The 17745-nt window shown below is 75.0% G+C and carries 19 protein-coding genes; 11 read left to right on the forward strand and 8 right to left on the reverse strand.

All coding sequences use genetic code 11. The annotated features are described in order from the left end of the window. The first annotated feature begins 33 nt into the window (after positions 1 to 33). Positions 34 to 1638, forward strand: a complete 1605-nt coding sequence (locus tag ACI792_RS08820) for a DUF222 domain-containing protein (protein WP_456602263.1) — start codon at positions 34 to 36, stop codon at positions 1636 to 1638. Here ACI792_RS08820 and ACI792_RS08825 read toward each other — a convergent pair. Genes ACI792_RS08825 through ACI792_RS08835 form a run of 3 tightly spaced genes read right to left on the reverse strand, consistent with a single transcriptional unit; the run spans position 1545 to position 3540 of the window. Continuing rightward, positions 1545 to 2168, reverse strand: coding sequence for an alpha/beta hydrolase family protein (locus ACI792_RS08825; RefSeq protein WP_456602264.1), 624 nt, complete (start codon positions 2166 to 2168; stop codon positions 1545 to 1547). The two genes, ACI792_RS08820 and ACI792_RS08825, sit on opposite strands and share 94 nt — an antisense overlap. After that, the gene (locus tag ACI792_RS08830) at positions 2165 to 2836 is read right to left on the reverse strand and encodes an HAD-IA family hydrolase (RefSeq protein ID WP_456602265.1); all 672 of its coding nucleotides are present in this window, start codon (positions 2834 to 2836) and stop codon (positions 2165 to 2167) included. Before ACI792_RS08830 ends, ACI792_RS08825 begins: the two co-directional genes overlap by 4 nt. An 8-nt stretch (positions 2837 to 2844) precedes the next feature. Next, on the reverse strand, positions 2845 to 3540 hold the full coding sequence (locus tag ACI792_RS08835; protein ID WP_456602266.1) for a DedA family protein: 696 nt from the start codon (positions 3538 to 3540) through the stop codon (positions 2845 to 2847). Between the two features lie 71 nt (positions 3541 to 3611). On the opposite strand from ACI792_RS08835, the gene ACI792_RS08840 reads away from it, so the two are divergent. The 3 genes from ACI792_RS08840 to ACI792_RS08850 all read left to right on the forward strand — a co-directional run bounded on the left by ACI792_RS08840 (position 3612) and on the right by ACI792_RS08850 (position 5877). Further along, entirely contained in the window at positions 3612 to 4910 is a 1299-nt protein-coding gene (locus ACI792_RS08840; RefSeq protein ID WP_456602267.1) for an amidohydrolase family protein, read from the forward strand. Between the two features lie 122 nt (positions 4911 to 5032). Next, a complete protein-coding gene (locus ACI792_RS08845; protein ID WP_456602268.1) occupies positions 5033 to 5398 on the forward strand; it encodes an ArsR/SmtB family transcription factor in 366 nt (121 codons plus the stop codon). Beyond that, the gene (locus tag ACI792_RS08850) at positions 5395 to 5877 is read left to right on the forward strand and encodes an SRPBCC family protein (RefSeq protein WP_456602269.1); all 483 of its coding nucleotides are present in this window, start codon (positions 5395 to 5397) and stop codon (positions 5875 to 5877) included. Before ACI792_RS08845 ends, ACI792_RS08850 begins: the two co-directional genes overlap by 4 nt. On the opposite strand, the gene ACI792_RS08855 is transcribed toward ACI792_RS08850, so the two are convergent. After that, positions 5844 to 6146 carry a hypothetical protein gene (locus tag ACI792_RS08855; RefSeq protein ID WP_456602400.1) on the reverse strand — a complete coding sequence of 101 codons (303 nt, stop codon included), beginning with the start codon at positions 6144 to 6146 and terminating at the stop codon, positions 5844 to 5846. The genes ACI792_RS08850 and ACI792_RS08855 overlap by 34 nt on opposite strands. Positions 6147 to 6156: 10 nt before the next feature. Next, the gene (locus tag ACI792_RS08860; RefSeq protein WP_456580340.1) at positions 6157 to 6960 is read right to left on the reverse strand and encodes an MBL fold metallo-hydrolase; all 804 of its coding nucleotides are present in this window, start codon (positions 6958 to 6960) and stop codon (positions 6157 to 6159) included. 61 nt (positions 6961 to 7021) lie between these two features. Between ACI792_RS08860 and ACI792_RS08865 the strand changes: the two genes are divergently transcribed. From ACI792_RS08865 to gdhA, 6 genes are all read left to right on the forward strand, one after another. Further along, positions 7022 to 8536 carry a TldD/PmbA family protein gene (locus ACI792_RS08865; RefSeq protein WP_456602270.1) on the forward strand — a complete coding sequence of 505 codons (1515 nt, stop codon included), beginning with the start codon at positions 7022 to 7024 and terminating at the stop codon, positions 8534 to 8536. Next, positions 8533 to 9918, forward strand: coding sequence for a metallopeptidase TldD-related protein (locus ACI792_RS08870; RefSeq protein WP_456602271.1), 1386 nt, complete (start codon positions 8533 to 8535; stop codon positions 9916 to 9918). Before ACI792_RS08865 ends, ACI792_RS08870 begins: the two co-directional genes overlap by 4 nt. A 232-nt stretch (positions 9919 to 10150) precedes the next feature. Continuing rightward, the gene (locus ACI792_RS08875; RefSeq protein ID WP_456580343.1) at positions 10151 to 10453 is read left to right on the forward strand and encodes a hypothetical protein; all 303 of its coding nucleotides are present in this window, start codon (positions 10151 to 10153) and stop codon (positions 10451 to 10453) included. A gap of 96 nt (positions 10454 to 10549) precedes the next feature. Beyond that, positions 10550 to 11041: a hypothetical protein gene (locus tag ACI792_RS08880; protein ID WP_456602272.1), complete on the forward strand. Its 492-nt coding sequence runs from the start codon at positions 10550 to 10552 to the stop codon at positions 11039 to 11041. A gap of 172 nt (positions 11042 to 11213) precedes the next feature. Further along, on the forward strand, positions 11214 to 12242 hold the full coding sequence (locus tag ACI792_RS08885; RefSeq protein WP_456602273.1) for a C40 family peptidase: 1029 nt from the start codon (positions 11214 to 11216) through the stop codon (positions 12240 to 12242). A gap of 108 nt (positions 12243 to 12350) precedes the next feature. Beyond that, positions 12351 to 13700 carry an NADP-specific glutamate dehydrogenase gene (gdhA, locus tag ACI792_RS08890; RefSeq protein WP_456602274.1) on the forward strand — a complete coding sequence of 450 codons (1350 nt, stop codon included), beginning with the start codon at positions 12351 to 12353 and terminating at the stop codon, positions 13698 to 13700. 68 nt (positions 13701 to 13768) lie between these two features. Here the strand turns inward: gdhA and ACI792_RS08895 are convergent, their stop codons facing one another. Next, entirely contained in the window at positions 13769 to 14806 is a 1038-nt protein-coding gene (locus tag ACI792_RS08895) for a 5-methyltetrahydropteroyltriglutamate--homocysteine methyltransferase (RefSeq protein ID WP_456602275.1), read from the reverse strand. Between the two features lie 63 nt (positions 14807 to 14869). Here ACI792_RS08895 and ACI792_RS08900 point away from each other — a divergent pair, with 63 nt between their 5' ends. Beyond that, on the forward strand, positions 14870 to 15448 hold the full coding sequence (locus ACI792_RS08900) for a gamma carbonic anhydrase family protein (RefSeq protein ID WP_456602276.1): 579 nt from the start codon (positions 14870 to 14872) through the stop codon (positions 15446 to 15448). On the opposite strand, the gene ACI792_RS08905 is transcribed toward ACI792_RS08900, so the two are convergent. Beyond that, the gene (locus tag ACI792_RS08905) at positions 15445 to 16647 is read right to left on the reverse strand and encodes a cysteine desulfurase-like protein (RefSeq protein ID WP_456602277.1); all 1203 of its coding nucleotides are present in this window, start codon (positions 16645 to 16647) and stop codon (positions 15445 to 15447) included. The two genes, ACI792_RS08900 and ACI792_RS08905, sit on opposite strands and share 4 nt — an antisense overlap. Positions 16648 to 16672: 25 nt before the next feature. Further along, positions 16673 to 17743, reverse strand: a complete 1071-nt coding sequence (locus ACI792_RS08910) for a threonine aldolase family protein (protein WP_456602278.1) — start codon at positions 17741 to 17743, stop codon at positions 16673 to 16675. Positions 17744 to 17745: the final 2 nt, after the last annotated feature.

Consider the following 17745-nt stretch of genomic DNA (forward strand, 5'->3'; position numbering starts at 1 on the left):
GGAAGCGTCGTACCCCCGGCCTAGCCTGCGGTTGTGTCGGTGGTCGGGTTCGCGGTCGGGGTGACGGTGTCACCGGTGGACCCGTTCCCGTCGGAGTGGGAGCTGGCCGATCCGGAGCCGCGGCGGTTCGACGAGCCGCTGTCGGCGTGGCTGCCCGCCCGCCGGTCGGCGGGCGAGGTCGCGGAGCTGCTGGGGCAGATCGTGGCGGCGGAGGCGCGGCTGGCGGCGCTGCGGGTGGAGCTGGTGATGGACCTCGCCGCCGCCCGCCCGGCCCCGGTCGATCCGCTGCCCGGCGGGGAGCGGGCCGGAACGGTGGGGCCGGCGGGGGTGAGTGAGTTCGTGCCCGATGAGCTGGCGGCGGTGCACAACAGCAGCCGGGCGGCGGCGGTGACCCTGCTGGAGCACGCCGAGGTGCTCACCACCCGGCTGCCGGCCACCTTCGCCCGGCTGCGGCTGGGGCTGCTGGACTGGCCCCGTGCCCGGGCGATCGCCGCCGAGGTCGCCACCACCGGGGCCGGCACCGATCCGGCGGTGATCGCCGCCGCCGAGGCCGCCGTGCTGCCTCGGGCGGGTGAGCTGGGGGTGGGCAGGCTGCGGGAAGCGGTGCGCGCCGAGCTGGTGGCCCGCGACGCCGCCGCGGCCGACCGGCGCCGGGAGATCCGCCGGCGCGGCGCGGACGTGTCGGTGCGGCCGGTCGGGGACGGGATGAGCGAGCTGCGCGCCCTGCTCGCCCATCCCGACGCCCGGGCCTGCCGGGCGGCGGTGGACGGCCACGCCCGGGCGGCGAAGGCGGCCGGGGATGACCGGCCGATCGGCATGCTGCGTACCGGTGCGCTGGCCGACCTGCTGCTCCGGCCGTGGCAGGACCAGCCCGCGGTGACCGCGCAGATGACCGTGGTCGCCCCGCTGGGCGCGCTCAACCCCGCCCGGTTCCTCGCCGCCGGCGCCCCGCTGCCCGCGGCGTTCACCCCAGCCGGGGCTCCCGAGCCGGTCGGGGAGGTCGACGGGGAGCCGATCACCGCCGCCCACCTGCGCGAACTGCTCACCGCCCTCGACGTCTGCGGCATCCAGGCCCCGCCCGGCGGCAGTCTGGACATCGCCATCACCGACGCCACCGGCGCGCTGCTGGCCGTCACCGGCCGCGGCGAGCTGACCCGGCTCGCCGCCCGCGGCTGCCCCCAGCACCCCGACGCCGCAGCGGTTCCTGCGGGTCCGCGACCGCACCTGCCGCCACCCCGGCTGCACCGTGCCCGCCGGCCGGGCCGACCTGGACCACGTCCTCGCCCACGCCGACGGCGGCCAGACCGCCTGCCCCAACCTGTGCTGCCCGTGCCGCCGCCACCACCGGCTCAAGACCTTCGCCCCCGGCTGGACCCACACCCTGCACGACGACGGCGTGCTCACCGTCACCACCCCCAGCGGCGTCACCCGCACCACCCGACCACCCGGCTACCGCGTCCCCACCCAGCCACCCGGGCCACCACCGGACCCCGGACGAGGAGCTCGAGCCGGAGGACGACCCGCCACCCTTCTGACCCGACCGGTCAGGCGGGGAGCACCTCGGTGAGCCAGGCGGCGGCGGCCGCGCCGACGAGGTCCGGGTTCTTCTTCAGCGCGTGGTCGCCCGGCACCGCGTAGACCGACGCGTTGGCCCGGCCGGAGAGCACGGCGGCGACCTCGGCCGGCGTCCCGAAGGCATCGGTCTCGCCCTGCACCGCGACCACGGGCAGCGACACCCCGGTGAGCTCCGCCGCCCGGCTCTTCTCCGGCCGCCCCGGCGGGTGCAGCGGGAACGCCAGCGTCAGCACCCCGTCCGCGCCGACTTGCGCCGCGGTGCGGCAGGCCACCCGTGCCCCGGCGCTGCGCCCTCCGACGACGAGGGGACCGGCCAGGTGCCCGGCGCCCGCCAGGTGGGCCACGACCGCCCGCCAGCCCTCGTCCAGGCGGGCCGGCGCGGGGGCGATCCTCCTGCCCGCGACCCGCCACGGCTGCTCGACGAGCAGCACGCGCCACCCGCCCTCGGCCGCGTCGCGGGCCACCGCCTGCAGGTCCGCCGACTCCACCCCACCACCGGCGCCGTGCCCCAGCAGCAGCGTCCCGCGGGAACCCCCGTCGGAGAGGTGGGCGCGGGCCGGACCGTGCGGCGTCCCGATGTCGAGCGCGGTCACCGCGGCGGGAGCGCCAGCAGGCCGTCGACCGCGCCGGCGAGGTCGCGGCCGGTCACGTCGGGCTCGCCGTACACCGCCGGGAACACCCGCTCGCTCCGCGGGAACCACGCCCCGGTGAGGCCGGCCCGCCGCGCGCCCAGCACGTCCCAGCCGTGCGCGGCCACGAGCGCCATCCGCTCCGGGGCCACGTCGCAGACGCCGGCCGCCCACAGGTACACCTCGCGGGCCGGCTTCCAGGCGCGGATCGTCTCGCTCGTCATGCTGCGCTCCACCAGCGGCGTGATCCCGCCCCGCTCCAGGGCCGCCTCAGCGACGCCGGGCGAGCCGTGCGACAGGGTGACCACCCGGATCCCGGCCTCGGTGAGCCGGCGCAGCGCGGGCTCGACGTCGGGGTGCGGGGACAGCTCGCCGAAGGCATCGGCCACGCCCGCGCGCTGGTCGGCCGACAGCCCGGTCTCCTGCGCCAGCGCGGCGTCGAAGGCGTCCCGGAACCGGCACCACGAGCCGACGGCGCCCGCGGCGAAGCCGGTGAGCAGCGTGCGGGCGAAGACGGTGCCCAGGAGCGACCCCGCCTCCCCGAGCTCGACCAGGGCGGCGCGGACCGGCGCGAGGTCCAGCAGCGTCTCGTTGACGTCGAAGGCGACCACGTCGGGCCGGGAACGGGTCACGGGCGGCGTCATGCTGCCGGGCGCCCGGGGTCCTCGCCGGCCAGATCCCGGCCGTCCGAGCCGGTCCGGGCCTGGCGGTGGTGGCGGACGTCCATGGCGCGCTTCCAGACCAGCCACCCGATCCCCAGCGCGGCGGCTGCGTAGATCAGGTAGTCGAAGTACTCGAGGTACTCGTAGACCACGTCACCGAGGGCCACGCCCAGGCCGATGAGCACGCTGTTCCAGATGAGGCTGCCCGCGGCGGAGTAGAGGACGAACTGGCCGAGCGGCATCCGGACCACCCCCGCGGGCACGGAGATGAAGCTGCGCACGATCGGCACCATCCGGCCGAAGAAGACGGCCGCGCGCCCGTGCCGCTCGAACCACTCGAAGGTGCGGTCGACGTCGGCGGTCTCGACCAGCGGCAGCCGGTCGAGGAAGGCATGCGAACGGCGGGGCCCCAGCGCCTTCCCGATGTAGTAGAAGAAGACCGCCCCCACGATCGACCCGAGGGTGGCGAACAGCACGACCGGGACGAGGGCCATCTCGCCGCCGCGGATGAGCACCCCGGCCAGGCCGAGCACCACCTCGCTGGGGATCGGCGGGACCACGGTCTCCAGCAGGATGGCCAGACCCACACCCACCGGGCCGAGGGCCTCCACGAGTTCGAGCAGGAATCCGGTGATGCCGCCCTCGTCGGAGGATGCAGCGGCGAGCGACGACATGGGTTCCACGGTAGAGGCGACGGGTTCCGCCGCCGCGCCCCCCGGCCGGGGCGCGGCTAGGTTCGGGGACCATGCGGCAGCGTTTCACCGCCCGGGCCCTCGTCGTCGGCGACCGAGCGGGGACGGTGATCCGGGACGGCGTGCTCGACGCCGTGGACGGGTCGATCACCTGGGCCGGCCCCGCCGCGGAGGCGCCGCCGCCCGGCGACGCGGAGGTGGTCGCGCTGCCCGGCGTCCTCACCCCGGGCCTGGTCAACGCGCACTCGCACGCCGCGATGGTGCTGTTCCGGGGGCAGGGCGAGGGGCTGCCGCTCGACCGCTGGCTGCAGGAGGTCATGTGGCCGCGCGAGGCCCGCCTCACGCCCGAGGACGTCGAGGTCGCCATGACCGCGGCGTCGGCGGAGATGCTGGGCAACGGCATCACCACCAGCGTCGAGATGTACTTCCACCCCGAGCGGATCGCCGCCGCCGTCGCCACGACCGGCGCCCGGGCGGTGATCGCCACGCCGCTGCTGCCCCTGCCCGGCATGCCACCCGTGGCCGAGCAGCTCGACGCCGCCGTCGCCCTGGCGCGGAGCGCTCCTGTGGACGGGACGGTCGAGTACGGCATCGGGCCGCACGCGGCCTACACCGTCCCGCTGCCGGTGCTCGCCGACGCCGCGCGGGCCGCCCGCGAGCACGACCTGCTGCTGCACCTGCACGTCGCCGAGACCGCGGCCGAGGGCGCCGACCTGCTCGCGGCGCACGGCCTGTCGGTGCCGGCCCTGCTCGCCTCCTACGACGTCCTGGGCGGGCGGGTGCTCGCCGCGCACTGCGTGCACCTGGACGACGGCGACCTGGACCTGTGGCGGGAGTTCGACGTCGCCGTCGCCCACTGCCCGGCCAGCAACGCCAAGCTCGCCAGCGGGGTCGCGCCTGTGCGCCCGATGCTCGACCTGGGCCTCCGCGTGGGCCTGGGCACCGACGGCCCGGCGTCCAACGACTCGCTCGACCTCTTCGCCGACCTGCGGCTGGCCGCCGGGATGGCGCGGCTGCGCGAGCGGTCGGCGACCGCGCTGACCGCCGGGGAGGCGTTCTGGCTGGCCACCGGCGGCGCCGCCGCTGCGCTGGGACGCCCGGACCTGGGGCAGCTCTCCGCCGGGCGACGGGCCGACCTGGTGCACGTCGACACCCGCGACCTGGTGTTCGAGCCGGTCGGCGACCCCGCGGACGTGCTGGCCCACCTGGTGTGGTCCGGCGCCGGGCGGCACGTGCGCGACGTCTGGGTGGGCGGTCGCCCCGTCGTGCGGGACGGCGCCCCCACGACGGTCGACGTCGACGCCCTGCGCACCGACGTCGCCGAGCGGGCCGCCCGGCTCGCCGCGCGCTGAGCTCAGCGGCCGCGGAGCCCGCAGGCGTCGTCGTTCCACGCGGACCCCTGTTCAACCAGGTGGTTGACCATGCGTGCGCCACGGTCTACGGTCTTCTTCAACCGAAAGGTTGAAGAAGGGGAGTGCTGCTGGTGGCGGATCCGCTCTCCCGGGTGTTCTCGGCGCTGGCCGACCCCACCCGACGGGACATCGTGGCGCGGCTCGCGGTCGGCGACGCCACGGTCAACGAGCTCGCCGCGCCCTACGACGTGACCGTCCAGGCCGTCTCCAAGCACCTCAAGGTGCTGGAGGACGCCGGCCTGGTGAGCCGGAGCCGGGAGGCCCAGCGCCGTCCGGTGCACCTCGAGGCAGAGGTCTTCGACCTCATGACGACGTGGATCGAGCGCTACCGGCGCCAGGCCGAGGAGCGCTACCGCCGGTTGGACGACGTCCTGCGCGCGATGCCGGACTCGACCGCCACCCCATCCCAGGAAGGAACCCCGTCATGACCAGCACCGCCCACCGCGGGACCGGGATCGTCCTCGACCCGCAGGTCCCGCTCGTCCGCATCACCCGCGAGTTCGACGCCCCGCCCGAGAAGGTGTTCCGGGCGCACGTCGACCCCGAGCTGTTCGCCCGGTGGACCGGGCCACGGAGCATGCAGGTGCGGATCGACCGGTACGACTGCCGCACCGGCGGCTCCTACCGCTACGTCATGGCGCAGGACGGGCAGGACTACGCGTTCAACGGGGTCTTCCACGAGGTGCGCCCGGGCGAGGTCATCGTCCAGACCTTCGCCTTCGAGGGCATGCCGGACGACGTCGCCCTGGAGCGGCTCGTCTTCGAGGACCTCGGCGACGGGCGCACCCGGCTCACCTCGACCTCGCTGGTCGACTCGTTCGAGGGCCGCGACGCCTTCGTCGCCAGCGGGATGGAGGTCGGCGTGAACGAGGGCTACGAGAAGCTGGACGAGTTGCTCGCCCGCTGACGGTCGAGCCACCAGCGGCGCACCCCGACCGCCGAGCCCAGGACGGTCCGGGCCGGCCGGCTGCCCAGCCGGCTCCGGTTCGCGGCGATCGCGGCCTTCCACGCGCCGTCGTCGTAGGTCGGGTACGCGTGCGTCGTGCCGGTCAGGTCGCCGGCCGTCAGCCCCTTCCGGACGGCGAGGGTCAGCTCGCCGAGCGTCTCGCCGGCCCGGGACCCGACGACCGTGGCGCCGACGACGCCGTGCCGCCTCCGACGACGAGCAGGTCCCAGGTGTCGCCGCTCACGCGCGCAGGCTGATCGTCTCGCCCCGGTGGGCCGGCCGGACCGTACCGGGCAAGCGCCGGCGGGCGACCTCGGCCACGAAGTCGCCCAGTGGCGAGGCGAAGACCGCGTAGTCGTCGTAGTGCACCGGCACGGTGACCGGCGGCTTCAGCAGCTCCACCAGGTCCGCGCCCTGCCGGCCGTCCATGGTCACCGTCAGCCCCAGCACCTTCGTGCCGCCCAGGTGCGGGATGACGACGTCGAGCGGGCCGCAGCGCTCCAGCACCTCGCCCAGGAACGGCCGGAAGAGGGTGTCGCCGCTGATGTAGCCGCGCCAGCTCACCGCGCCGTCGCGCACCAGCTCCAGCACGCTGCCCATGACCTGGGGGAGCGCCCGGGCCAGCGGTCCCGGGCCGTGCACGCCCGGCACCGAGGTCACCCGCAGCTCCTCGCCCTCGCGAGCGAAGGTGTGCGTCTGCCACGGTCGTAGGTCGGCGGTGCCGGTGAAGCCGCGGTCGGCCAGGCACTTCGAGGCCTCCGGCGTCGTGACGACCGGCGTCTCCTTCGCCAGCGTCCGCGTGGCGATCCGGTCCCAGTGGTCGCCGTGCATGTGGGAGAGCAGGATGCCGTCCAGCTCGGGCAGCTGGGCCGGGAGCAGGGCCGGGTCGGTCAGCCGCTTGCTGCGCAGCCCGTAGCCCAGGTGTGCCCGCTGGCCGCGGTGCAGGAAGTTCGGGTCGGTGAGCAGCGTGAAACCCCCGACGCGCAGCAGCATCGTCGCGTTGCCGCCGAAGGTCATGGTCACGTCGTCCGCAGCGCCGTCCATGCGCGGCGCTTACCCCGGGCACTCCGCGTCACGCCTGCCCGAGCGCTGGTAGACAGGCGGCGTGCCAGGAACCCGCACGATCGACGAGACCTTCCTCGGGCTGCCGCTGTCCGCGCTGACCGACGCCGCGCTGACCCGCGCGGTCGACCTCGGCTGCTCGCACGCCGACCTGCGGGTGGAGCGCATCCGCACCCAGACGATCAGCCTGCGCGACGCCCGGCCCGAGGCCTTCACTGACGGTGAGGACCTGGGGCTGGCCGTGCGGGTCGTCTTCGAGGGCACCTGGGGGTTCGCGGCCGGCGTCGTCCTCACCGCGGCCGAGGCGGTGCGCCTGGCCGAGGAGGCCGTCGCCGTGGCCCGGGTGGCCGCCGCCCTCAACTCCGACCGCGTGGAGCTGGCCCCGGAGCCCGTGTACCGCGACGCCGAGTACGTCTCCGCCTACGACGTCGACCCGTTCACCGTGCCGGACGCCGAGAAGACGGCGCTGCTCACCGGGCTGTCCGAGCAGCTGCTGGCCGCCGACGGCGTCGAGCACGTGCAGGCCACCTGCATGCTGGTCAAGGAGCAGAAGTACTACGCCGACACCGCGGGCACCCGCACCCGGCAGCAGCGGGTGCGCGTCAACCCCGACCTCACGGCGCTCGCCGTCGACCGCGCCACCGGGTCGTTCGAGAGCATGCGCACCCTCGCCCCGCCGGCCGGCCGCGGGTGGGAGTACCTCACCGGCACCGGCTGGGACTGGCAGGCGGAGCTCGCGGAGCTCCCCGAGCTGCTGCGCGAGAAGACCAAGGCGCCCTCGGTGCAGGCGGGTTGGTACGACCTCGTCGTCGACCCGTCCAACCTGTGGCTGACCATCCACGAGTCGATCGGGCACGCCACCGAGCTGGACCGGGCGCTGGGCTACGAGGCGGCCTACGCGGGCACCTCCTTCGCCACCCCTGACCAGCTGGGCAGCCTCCGGTACGGCTCACCGCTGATGGACGTCACCGGCGACCGCACCGCCCTGCACGGGCTCTCGACCGTGGGCTGGGACGACGAGGGCGTCGCCGGCCAGCAGTGGGACATCGTGAAGGACGGCGTCCTCGTGGGCTACCAGGTGGATCGGAACATGGCCCGGCTGCAGGGCATGGAGCGGTCCAACGGCTGCGCCTACGCCGACTCGCCCGGCCACGTCCCGGTGCAGCGCATGGCCAACGTGTCCCTGCAGCCGGCCCCCGACGGGCCGAGCACCCAGGAGATCATCGGCGGCGTCGAGCGCGGCATCTACGTCGTCGGCGACAAGAGCTGGTCGATCGACATGCAGCGCTACAACTTCCAGTTCACCGGCCAGCGGTTCTACCGGATCGACAGCGGCCGGCTGGCCGGGCAGGTGCGCGACGTCGCCTACCAGGCGACGACGACGGACTTCTGGGGCTCGATGCGGGTCGTCGGCGGCCCGCAGACCTACGTCCTGGGCGGCGCGTTCAACTGCGGCAAGGCGCAGCCCGGCCAGACCGCGGCGGTCAGCCACGGCTGCCCCACCGCCCTGTTCGAGGGCGTCACCATCCTCAACACCGTCGAGGAGGCCGGGCGATGACCCCGACCCCGCAGCAGATCGTCGAGCGGGCGCTGGCCGCCTCCACCGCCGATGGGCAGATCACGTTCGTCGTCGAGGGGTCCGAGGCGAACCTGCGCTGGGCCGCCAACAGCCTGACCACCAACGGTGCCATGCGCTCGCGCCAGGTCGTCGTCATCTCCTTCGTCGACGGCGGCGCCGGCATGGCCGCAGGCACCGTGAGCCGCTCGGGGACGCCGGACGTCGCGGGTCTCGTGGCCGCCAGTGAGCAGGCCGCACGCGACGCGGGCCCGGCCGAGGACGCGATGCCGCTGATCGCCGACACCCCGCCGGGGACCGGCGACTGGGACGCCGAGCCCGCGGAGACCTCGATCGAGGTGTTCTCGGAGTTCGCCCCGGCGCTCGGCCAGGCCTTCGGCGAGGCCCGCGACCGCGGCGAGCTCCTCTTCGGCTTCGCCGAGCACTCGATGCGTTCCACGTACCTCGGCAGCTCCACGGGGCTGCGCCTCCGCCACGACCAGCCCACGGGCCGGGTGGAGGTCAACGGCAAGACGCCGGACTTCGGCCGCTCGGTGTGGGCGGGCACCGGCACCCGCGACTTCACCGACGTCTCGGTGCCCGACCTCGCCGCGGACGTGCGGCAGAAGCTGGCCTGGTCGCAGCGGCGCGTGGACCTGCCGGCGGGCCGGTACGAGACGCTGCTGCCGCCCTCGGCCGTCGCCGACCTGATGATCTACCTCTACTGGACGATGGAGGCGCGGGACGCCGACGAGGGCCGCAACGTCTTCGCCCGGACCGGTGGCGGCACCCGCATCGGCGAGCGGCTCGCGACGCTGCCGCTGACGTTGCGCAGCGATCCGCACGCCCCGGGCCTGGAGGCCACCCCGTTCCAGGTGGTGGGGGGCTCCTCCGGCGCCGCCTCGGTCTTCGACAACGGGATGGCGACGCCGGCGGTCGACTGGATCGCCGAGGGGGTCCTGAGCAACCTGGTCCGGCCGCGGTCGTGGGCGCTGAAGACCACCGCGCCGGCCACCGCAGCCGTCGACAACCTGATCCTCGAGGACCGCACCGCCACGGCGACCCAGGCGGAGATGGTGGCCGCGACCGACCGGGGCCTGCTGCTGACGACCCTCTGGTACATCCGCGAGGTGGACCCGCAGACCCTGCTGCTCACCGGGCTCACCCGCGACGGGGTCTTCCTGGTGGAGGACGGCGAGGTGACCGGCGCGGTGAACAACTTCCGGTTCAACGAGTCACCGGTCGACCTGCTCGGCCGGGCCGTGCAGGCGGGCCGCACCGAGCGCACGCTGCCGCGGGAGTGGAACGACTGGTTCACCCGTACCGCGATGCCGGCGCTGCGGGTGCCGGACTTCAACATGAGCAGCGTCAGCCCCGCCAGCTGAGGGCGCCCGGGCGGGTCGGGGCCGTTCCGTCACAGTTCCGCCAAGTCGATCTCGCGCAGGCTGGCGGAAACTGACGGCGACGATTCGTGTGCGTCGAACTACTCTCGGTTGCGGAACATGAGCGAGCGGAAGGCTTTACCCCAGAGCGGGTCCTGCCGAAACCTCTCGTAGCTCGAACACCGGGTACCGCACGCGAGCCCCGCTCCCACGGGGCTGTCGAGGGGAGGACTCCGTGACCAGGAGTCGCAAGCCGTCCGTCTTCCAGGTGGGCAAGGTCCGCGACGACGGGCACACCGTCGTCATCTCCGGCTGGGGCCTGGGCCTCTGCGCCGCCGCCTGCACCTGCCACCGCCACCCGTCGGCCGGCCACCTCGCGATCGCCGAGGACCAGGCCGGCGGCTCCATCGGCCTCGTCAGCTTCCGCGACGGCGGCTGCGACTGCTGCGAGCCGTGGACCTCCGAGGAGCTCTCGGGCATCCTGCGCGACTTCCGGGCCCTCGACGTCCTCGAGGTGCAGGAGCCCCTCGCCGGCTGATTGAAGGGCCCCCGTGCCCCCCGCCACTCGCACGCTCGTGGCGGGACCCTGCACGGCGGCCGTTCCACAGCGTCACCTGCGGGGTAGTGCGGGCCCATGTTGGGACGCGCTGCCCTGCGGGGCGCTCTCGCCGGCCTGGCCGGTGTCGCCGTGATGACGCTCGGCGAGAAGGCCGAGCAGGCGGTGACGCACCGGCCGGACAGCTACGTGCCGGCCCGCACGTCGACGGCGCTCACGACCGGACGGCGGCTGCCGGGCTCGGCCCGCCCGCCGGTCCGCAACCACCTCATGCACTGGGGGACCGGGGCCGCCGTCGGCGCGCTCCGCGGCATCTGGGCCGCGAGCGGACTGCGCGGCGTCCGCGCATCGGTCTGGCACGCCTCCATCCGGTTGGCCACCGACCAGACGCTGGAGAACGCCACCGGCGTCGGCGCCCCGCCCTGGACCTGGTCCCGCCGCGACCAGCTCGTCGACGTCGCCCACAAGACCGTGTACTCCCTCGTCACCGGGGCCGTCGCCGACCGACTGATCCCCCTCGCGCCCGACCGCCTCCCCGACGGCACCGCGGCCGGTCCCCGCCGCCGCTGACGACCCCGTGGCGGTGGGCGCCTCCCGTGACGGGTGTGACGCCTGGGGCGAAGCCGCGGTCGCCCACCCGCGCGCCCCCGACTACTTCTCGAGACGACCTCCCTACGGTCCGTCCTGACGCGCATGGTTGCGGCCCCTTCCCCGGGCCGGGCGCAGCTGATCGGAGGCCAGGGTGCACGCGCAGCGCACGACCACCCGACGCCGCTCGCGTGCCGTCCTGGCGGTCGGCGCCGCGGTGCTGGCGGCGGCGACGGCGGTTCTCCCCGCGACGGCGGCCCACGCCGAGCCCGGCTCGGTGGCCGAGGCGGCGTCGCTGATGGCGGAGGCCGCCCAGCAGCTCACCGTGATCGAGGCCCAGGTGCACGAGGCGGAGGAGATCGTCGCCGGCCAGCAGCAGGCAGCCGCCGCGGCCGCCGACCAGGCGCAGGCCGCCCGCGAGGCGCTCGCCGTCCACGAGCCGCAGATCCGCGCCATCGTGCAGAGCAGCTTCACCAGCACGACCCAGTCGCGCGTCGCCGCCTTCCTCACCAGCGACTCGGCCGACGAGCTCGTCCAGCAGATGACGACGCTGGACATGATCGCCACGCACACCAACGAGGTCATCGCGCAGGTCGCCGCGGCCCGCACCGCCGCGGAGCAGGCGCAGGCCGCCGCGGATGCCGCCACCGCGACCGCGCAGGCGGGGCTGGCCGAGCTGCAGGCCCAGCAGGCCGAGGTCGAGCGGCGGGCCGCCGAGTACCAGTCGGACTACGACCGGCTCTCGACCGCCGAGCAGGAGCGCGTCTCCACCATCGTGGCCGGCCCGAGGCTGTCGACGCCGACGGTCGCGGAGCTGCCGGTCGCGGCGGGCAGCGCGGCCGCGACCGCGATCCAGGTGGCGCTGTCGAAGGTCGGCTCCCCCTACCGCTCCGGCGCCACCGGCCCCAGCGCCTTCGACTGCTCCGGCCTCACCTCCTACGCCTACGCCGCCGCCGGCATCGCGCTCCCGCGCACCAGCAGCGGCCAGTCCACGATCGGTCCGCAGCTCTCGCGCGGCGAGCTCCAGCCCGGCGACCTGGTCTTCTACTACTCGCCGATCAGCCACGTCGCCCTCTACATCGGCAACGGGATGATCGTGCACGCCCGCACCTACGGCACCCCGCTGTCGGTCACCTCGGTCGACCAGGGCGGCTTCCGGTTCGGCGTCCGCCCCACCGGCTGACCCGTCCGCCGGCCACCCGGGGCCCCGTCCGCACGCCCCCGTTCCGCGGGCCGTCCCCGCCCGACGTACGTTGCGGGGGAGCAGTGACCGGCGCGAGAGGGGCACCAGGTGAGCGGCGAGGTTCCGGAGCGGGTCCGCGGCATCTACGACGAGGTGCTGCGGCGCAATCCGGGTGAGACGGAGTTCCACCAGGCCGTCCGCGAGGTCCTGGAGTCCCTCGCCGTCGTCCTCGACCGGCACGGCGAGTACACCGAGATGAAGACAGTCGAGCGGATCTGCGAGCCGGAGCGGCAGATCATCTTCCGGGTGCCGTGGCAGGACGACCGCGGCGAGGTCTGGATCAACCGTGGCTTCCGGGTGGAGTTCAACTCCGCGCTGGGCCCCTACAAGGGCGGGCTGCGCTTCCACCCGTCGGTGAACCTGGGCATCGTCAAGTTCCTCGGGTTCGAGCAGATCTTCAAGAACGCGCTCACCGGCATGCCCATCGGCGGCGGCAAGGGCGGCTCCGACTTCGACCCGAAGGGTCGCTCGGACGCCGAGATCATGCGGTTCTGCCAGTCGTTCATGACCGAGCTCTACCGGCACCTGGGCGAGTACACGGACGTGCCCGCCGGCGACATCGGCGTCGGCGCCCGCGAGATCGGCTACCTGTTCGGCCAGTACAAGCGGATCACCAACCGGTACGAGTCCGGCGTCCTCACCGGCAAGGGCCTGGGCTGGGGCGGCGCGCTGGTCCGCACGGAGGCCACCGGCTACGGCGCGGCCTTCTTCGCCGAGGCGATGATGGCGGCGCGCGGCCAGACCTTCGACGGCGCGCGGGTCGTGGTCAGCGGCTCGGGCAACGTCGCCGTCTACGGCATCGAGAAGGTGCACCAGCTCGGCGGCACCGTCGTCGCCTGCTCGGACTCCAGCGGCTACGTCGTCGACGAGAAGGGCATCGACCTCGACCTGCTCAAGCAGGTCAAGGAGGTCGAGCGGGGCCGGATCTCCGACTACGCCGAGCGCCGCGACTCGGCGAGCTTCGTGCCCGACGGCAGCATCTGGGACGTCCCCTGCGAGGTGGCGATCCCCAGCGCCACGCAGAACGAGCTCGACGGCGACGCCGCCGAGGTGCTCGCCCGCAACGGCTGCCGCTACGTGGTGGAGGGGGCGAACATGCCCGCCACCCCGTCGGCGGTGAAGGTCCTCCGTGAGGCGGGCATCGCCTTCGCACCCGGCAAGGCCGCCAACGCCGGCGGCGTGGCCACCTCCGCGCTCGAGATGCAGCAGAACGCCTCGCGCGACCGCTGGACCTTCGAGCACAGCGAGGCCCGGCTGGCCGAGATCATGCGCGACATCCACACCCGCTGCCACGAGACCGCCGAGGAGTACGGCTCGCCGGGCGACCTGGTGCTCGGGGCGAACGTCGCGGGCTTCCTGCAGGTGGCCGAGGCGGTGCACGCGCACGGCCTCATCTAGAAGGACCCCCTCGCCCCCCGCCGCTCGCAGGCTCGCGGCGGGCCCCCGCGAGGGGGCCGTTCCAGCCCCTACAGTTCTGCGCGGACGATCTCGGCGGCGAGCGCGAGGGAGCGCATCTTGCCCGCCGCGGACTCCCGGGACAGGTACTTCAGCCCGCAGTCGCTGGTGAGCACGAGCCGGTCGACGTCGACGTCCTCCAGCGCGCGCCGCACCCGGCCGGCCACCGTCTCCGGCGTCTCCACCTCCTCGGTGGAGAGGTCGAGGACGCCGAGCGCGATGCCCTTGCCCCGGAGCGGGCGCAGCGTGGCCGGGTCGAGGTGGGACTGCGCGGTCTCCACCGCCACCGTGTCCACCGGGGTGTCGGCCAGCTCCGGCAGGAACGAGTAGCCCTCGGGCCGCTCGGACACCATCGCCGCGTAGCCGAAGCACAGGTGCAGGTGGACCGCCCCCGGGGCGCCCTCCACCGCGCGGGTCACCGCCTCAGCGCCGTACTGGCGGGCCACCTCGGGCCGGGCCTGCAGCCACGGTTCGTCGATCTGCACGATGTCGGCGCCGGCGGCGAACAGGTCGGCGATCTCCGCCCGGACGACGTCGGCGTACGCCAGCGCCAGCGCGCGGCCGTCGCCGTAGTGCTCGTCCTGCGCCTGCTGCGCCATGGTGAACGGGCCGGGGACCGTGATCTTGACGGTCCGGTCCGTGTGCGTCCGCAGGAACCGGACGTCGTCGGCCTGGATCGGGCCCGGGCGGCCGATGTCACCGACCACCCGCGGCACCGGGATCGGCTTGCCCGAGCGGTTGAGGATGCTGCCCGGGTGGTCGACGTCGACGCCGCTGAGCGCGGTCGCGAAGTGGTTGGAGTAGGACTCCCGCCGGATCTCGCCGTCGGTGAGGATGTCCAGCCCCGCCTCCTCCTGCGAGCGGATCGCGAGGAGGGTCGCGTCGTCCTGCGCCCCGGCGAGCAGCTCCGGCGGGATGCGCCACAGCTCCGCGGCGCGCACCCGGGGCGGGAACTGGTGGGCGAGGCGGTCGCGGTCGATGAGCCAGTCCGGCTGGGGGAGGCTGCCGACGATCGAGGTGGGCAGCGGGGGCAGGGGTGCGGCGGACATGTGGCTGAGTCTGCCGGGGCCGAGGTCGGTGCGCGTGGTGCGCACCTGTGCTGTGCTGTGGGCGTGGCGGACAACTACATCGCGGAACTGCCCTTCGGGGCCCCGAGGATCGACGACGAGGCCTTCGTGGCCCCGACCGCCGTGGTGGTGGGGGCGGTCACCATGGGCCCACGCGCGAGCATCTGGTACGGCGCCGTGGCCCGGGCCGACCAGGAGACCATCGAGATCGGGGCCGGCTCCAACGTCCAGGACGGCTGCACGCTGCACTCCGACCCCGGCTTCCCGCTGGTGGTCGGCCGCGACGTGACGGTCGGGCACCGTGTCGTGCTGCACGGCGCCCGGATCGACGACGAGGTCCTGGTCGGCATGGGCAGCGTCGTGATGAACGGGGCGCACATCGGCACCGGCTCGATCGTCGCCGCCGGGGCCGTGGTCACCCAGGGCAAGCAGTTCCCCCCGCGCTCGGTGATCGCCGGCGTCCCGGCGAAGGTGGTGCGCGAGGCCACCGACGACGACCTGCTGCACATCCGCGGCAACGCGGCCGCCTACTCCGAGCGGCTGCCGGAGGCGCGCAAGGTGCGGCCCGTCGTGCGCCGGCCCCTGCCGCCGGCCGGCATGGTGCCCGGGGACGCGCTCTCCTAGGCGGCGGTCAGCCACTCCCGCAGGCCGGCCAGCAGGCGGTCGATGTCGTCGGTGTCGCTGTAGGGGGCCAGGCCCACCCGGAGGCCGCCGGTGTCGCCGAGCCCGAGCCACCGGCTGGCCTCGATCGCGTAGAAGGAGCCCGCCGGGGCGTTCACGCCCCGCGCGGCGAGGAAGCGGTAGGCCTCGGCTGCGTCCTGCCCCTCGAAGGTCAGCAGCAGCGTCGGCGTGCGGTGCGCCGCCCGGGACCACAGCCGCACCCCGGGCAGCTCGGCCACGCCCGCCTCCAGCCGCTCGCGCAGCCGGTCCTCGTGCTCCTCGACCGCGGTCATCGCCGCGACGAGCCGCTCCCGGCGGGTGCCGCCGTCCCCGAGGGCGGCGAGGAAGTCCACCGCCGCGGTGGTGCCGGCCAGCAGCTCGTAGGGCAGCGTGCCGAGCTCGTAGCGCTCGGGGACGGCGTCCGAGCTCGGCAGCAGCTTGGCCGGGTGCAGCGTCGTCAGCAGCGCCGGGTCCGCGGCGAGCACGCCGCAGTGCGGGCCGAGGAACTTGTACGGCGAGCAGAGGAAGACGTCGGCGCCGAGCGCGGGGACGTCGACCGGCGCGTGGGCGGTGAGGTGCACGCCGTCGACGACGAGCAGGGCGCCAGCCGCGTGCACCCGCGCGGCGATCTCCTCGATCGGCGGCCGGGTGCCGATCAGGTTGGAGGCACCGGTCACCGCGACCAGCCGCGTGCGGTCGCCGAGCACGGCGGCGACGTCGTCGCCGGTCAGCTCGCCGGTGGCCGGGTCGAACGCCGCCCACCGCACCGTCGCGCCCACGGCCTCGGCCGCCACCACCCAGGGCCGGATGTTGGCGTCGTGGTCGAGCCGGGTGACCACCACCTCGTCGCCGGGGCCCCAGCCGGCGGCGAGCGTGCGGGCCAGGTCGAACGTGAGCGCGGTGGCGCTGCGGCCGAAGACGACGCCGCCGGGGTCGACCCCGAGCAGGTCGGCCATCGCCGAGCGCGCGCCGAGCACCGTCTCGTCGGCGAGCCGCTCGGCGGCGGTCACCGAGCCGCGGTTGCTGATCGGCGCGGTCAGCGTCGCGGCCACCGCCCGGCCCACCGCCTCGGGCACCTGGGTGCCGCCGGGGCCGTCGAAGTGCGCGGTGCCGCTCGCCAGCGACGGGAAGCAGGCGCGGAGCGCGGCGACGTCGAAGCCCATGGTCACCGACGCTAGCCGCCGCCCGTCAGGCGTCCCCCGCCAGGGCGGCGACGGCGGTCCGCGCCTCCTCGACGGGGAGCGCCAGCGTCGCGTCGCCGACCGCGAGCTCGACGCGCACGACGCCGGGGTCGCCGGTGACCGCGGCCTGCGGCCAGGTCCACAGGCCCTGCTCGGCGGCGAGCCGGCGGGCGGCCGCCGTGAACGTCTCCGGGGTGGTGCGCAGCAGCAGGTGCAGCATCGGCGTCTGCGGCGGGTCGGGGACGACGGTGACACCGGGGAGGTCGCGCACGGCGTCGGCCACCTCGCGGGCGCGGGCCAGGTAGGCGGGCATCAGCGGCAGCCGCCGGCGCAGGCAGGCCAGCGCCGAGGCCGCGCCCGGCCAGAGCCCGAAGAGCGTGCCGCCGAGCCGGCGCCGCCACTCGCGGACCTCGGCCACCACGTCGGCCGGGCCGGCCAGGCAGCAGCCGGCCAGCGCGCCGATGCCCTTGTAGAAGCTGACGTAGACGGTGTCGAACAGCCCGGCGATCTCGGCCGGCGTGCGGTCGTACCCGGCCGAGGCCTCCCACAGCCGGGCGCCGTCGAGGTGGGCGGCGGCGCCGCGCTCCTGCGCCCAGGCCGCCTGCGCGACCAGGTCGTCCCACGGTGGCAGCGGTCCGCCGAGGTCGCGCTGCGGCAGCTCCACCAGCAGCGCGGCAGGGTGCTCGGCGACGGCGTCGAGGTCAGCCCGCAACAGCAGGCGGTACCGGTCGCCCGCCGGGCGCAGGACCATGCCGTGCAGCCGCTCGAACGCCTGCTCCTCGTGCCGGATCAGGTGGCTCTCGGGGTGGCAGACGACGGTGCGCCGGCCGCGCCGCTCGGCGTGCACCCGCAGCGCCGCCTGCTGGGCCATGACGCCGCTGGGCAGGTACACCGCCGCGGGCAACCCGAGCAGCTCCGCCACCTCGGCCTCGAGCTCGCTGACCACTCCGCCCTCGCCGTACCGGTCGGGGGCGGTGCCGGGCGGGACCGTGGCCAGCAGGTCGGCCGGGCGCCAGTCGCCGTGCCCCGTCAGCGCGCGGGTGCAGGCATCGCGCAGGGCGAGGAGGTCGTCGTCCACCC

The sequence above is a fragment of the Blastococcus sp. SYSU DS0669 genome, from assembly GCF_054050895.1.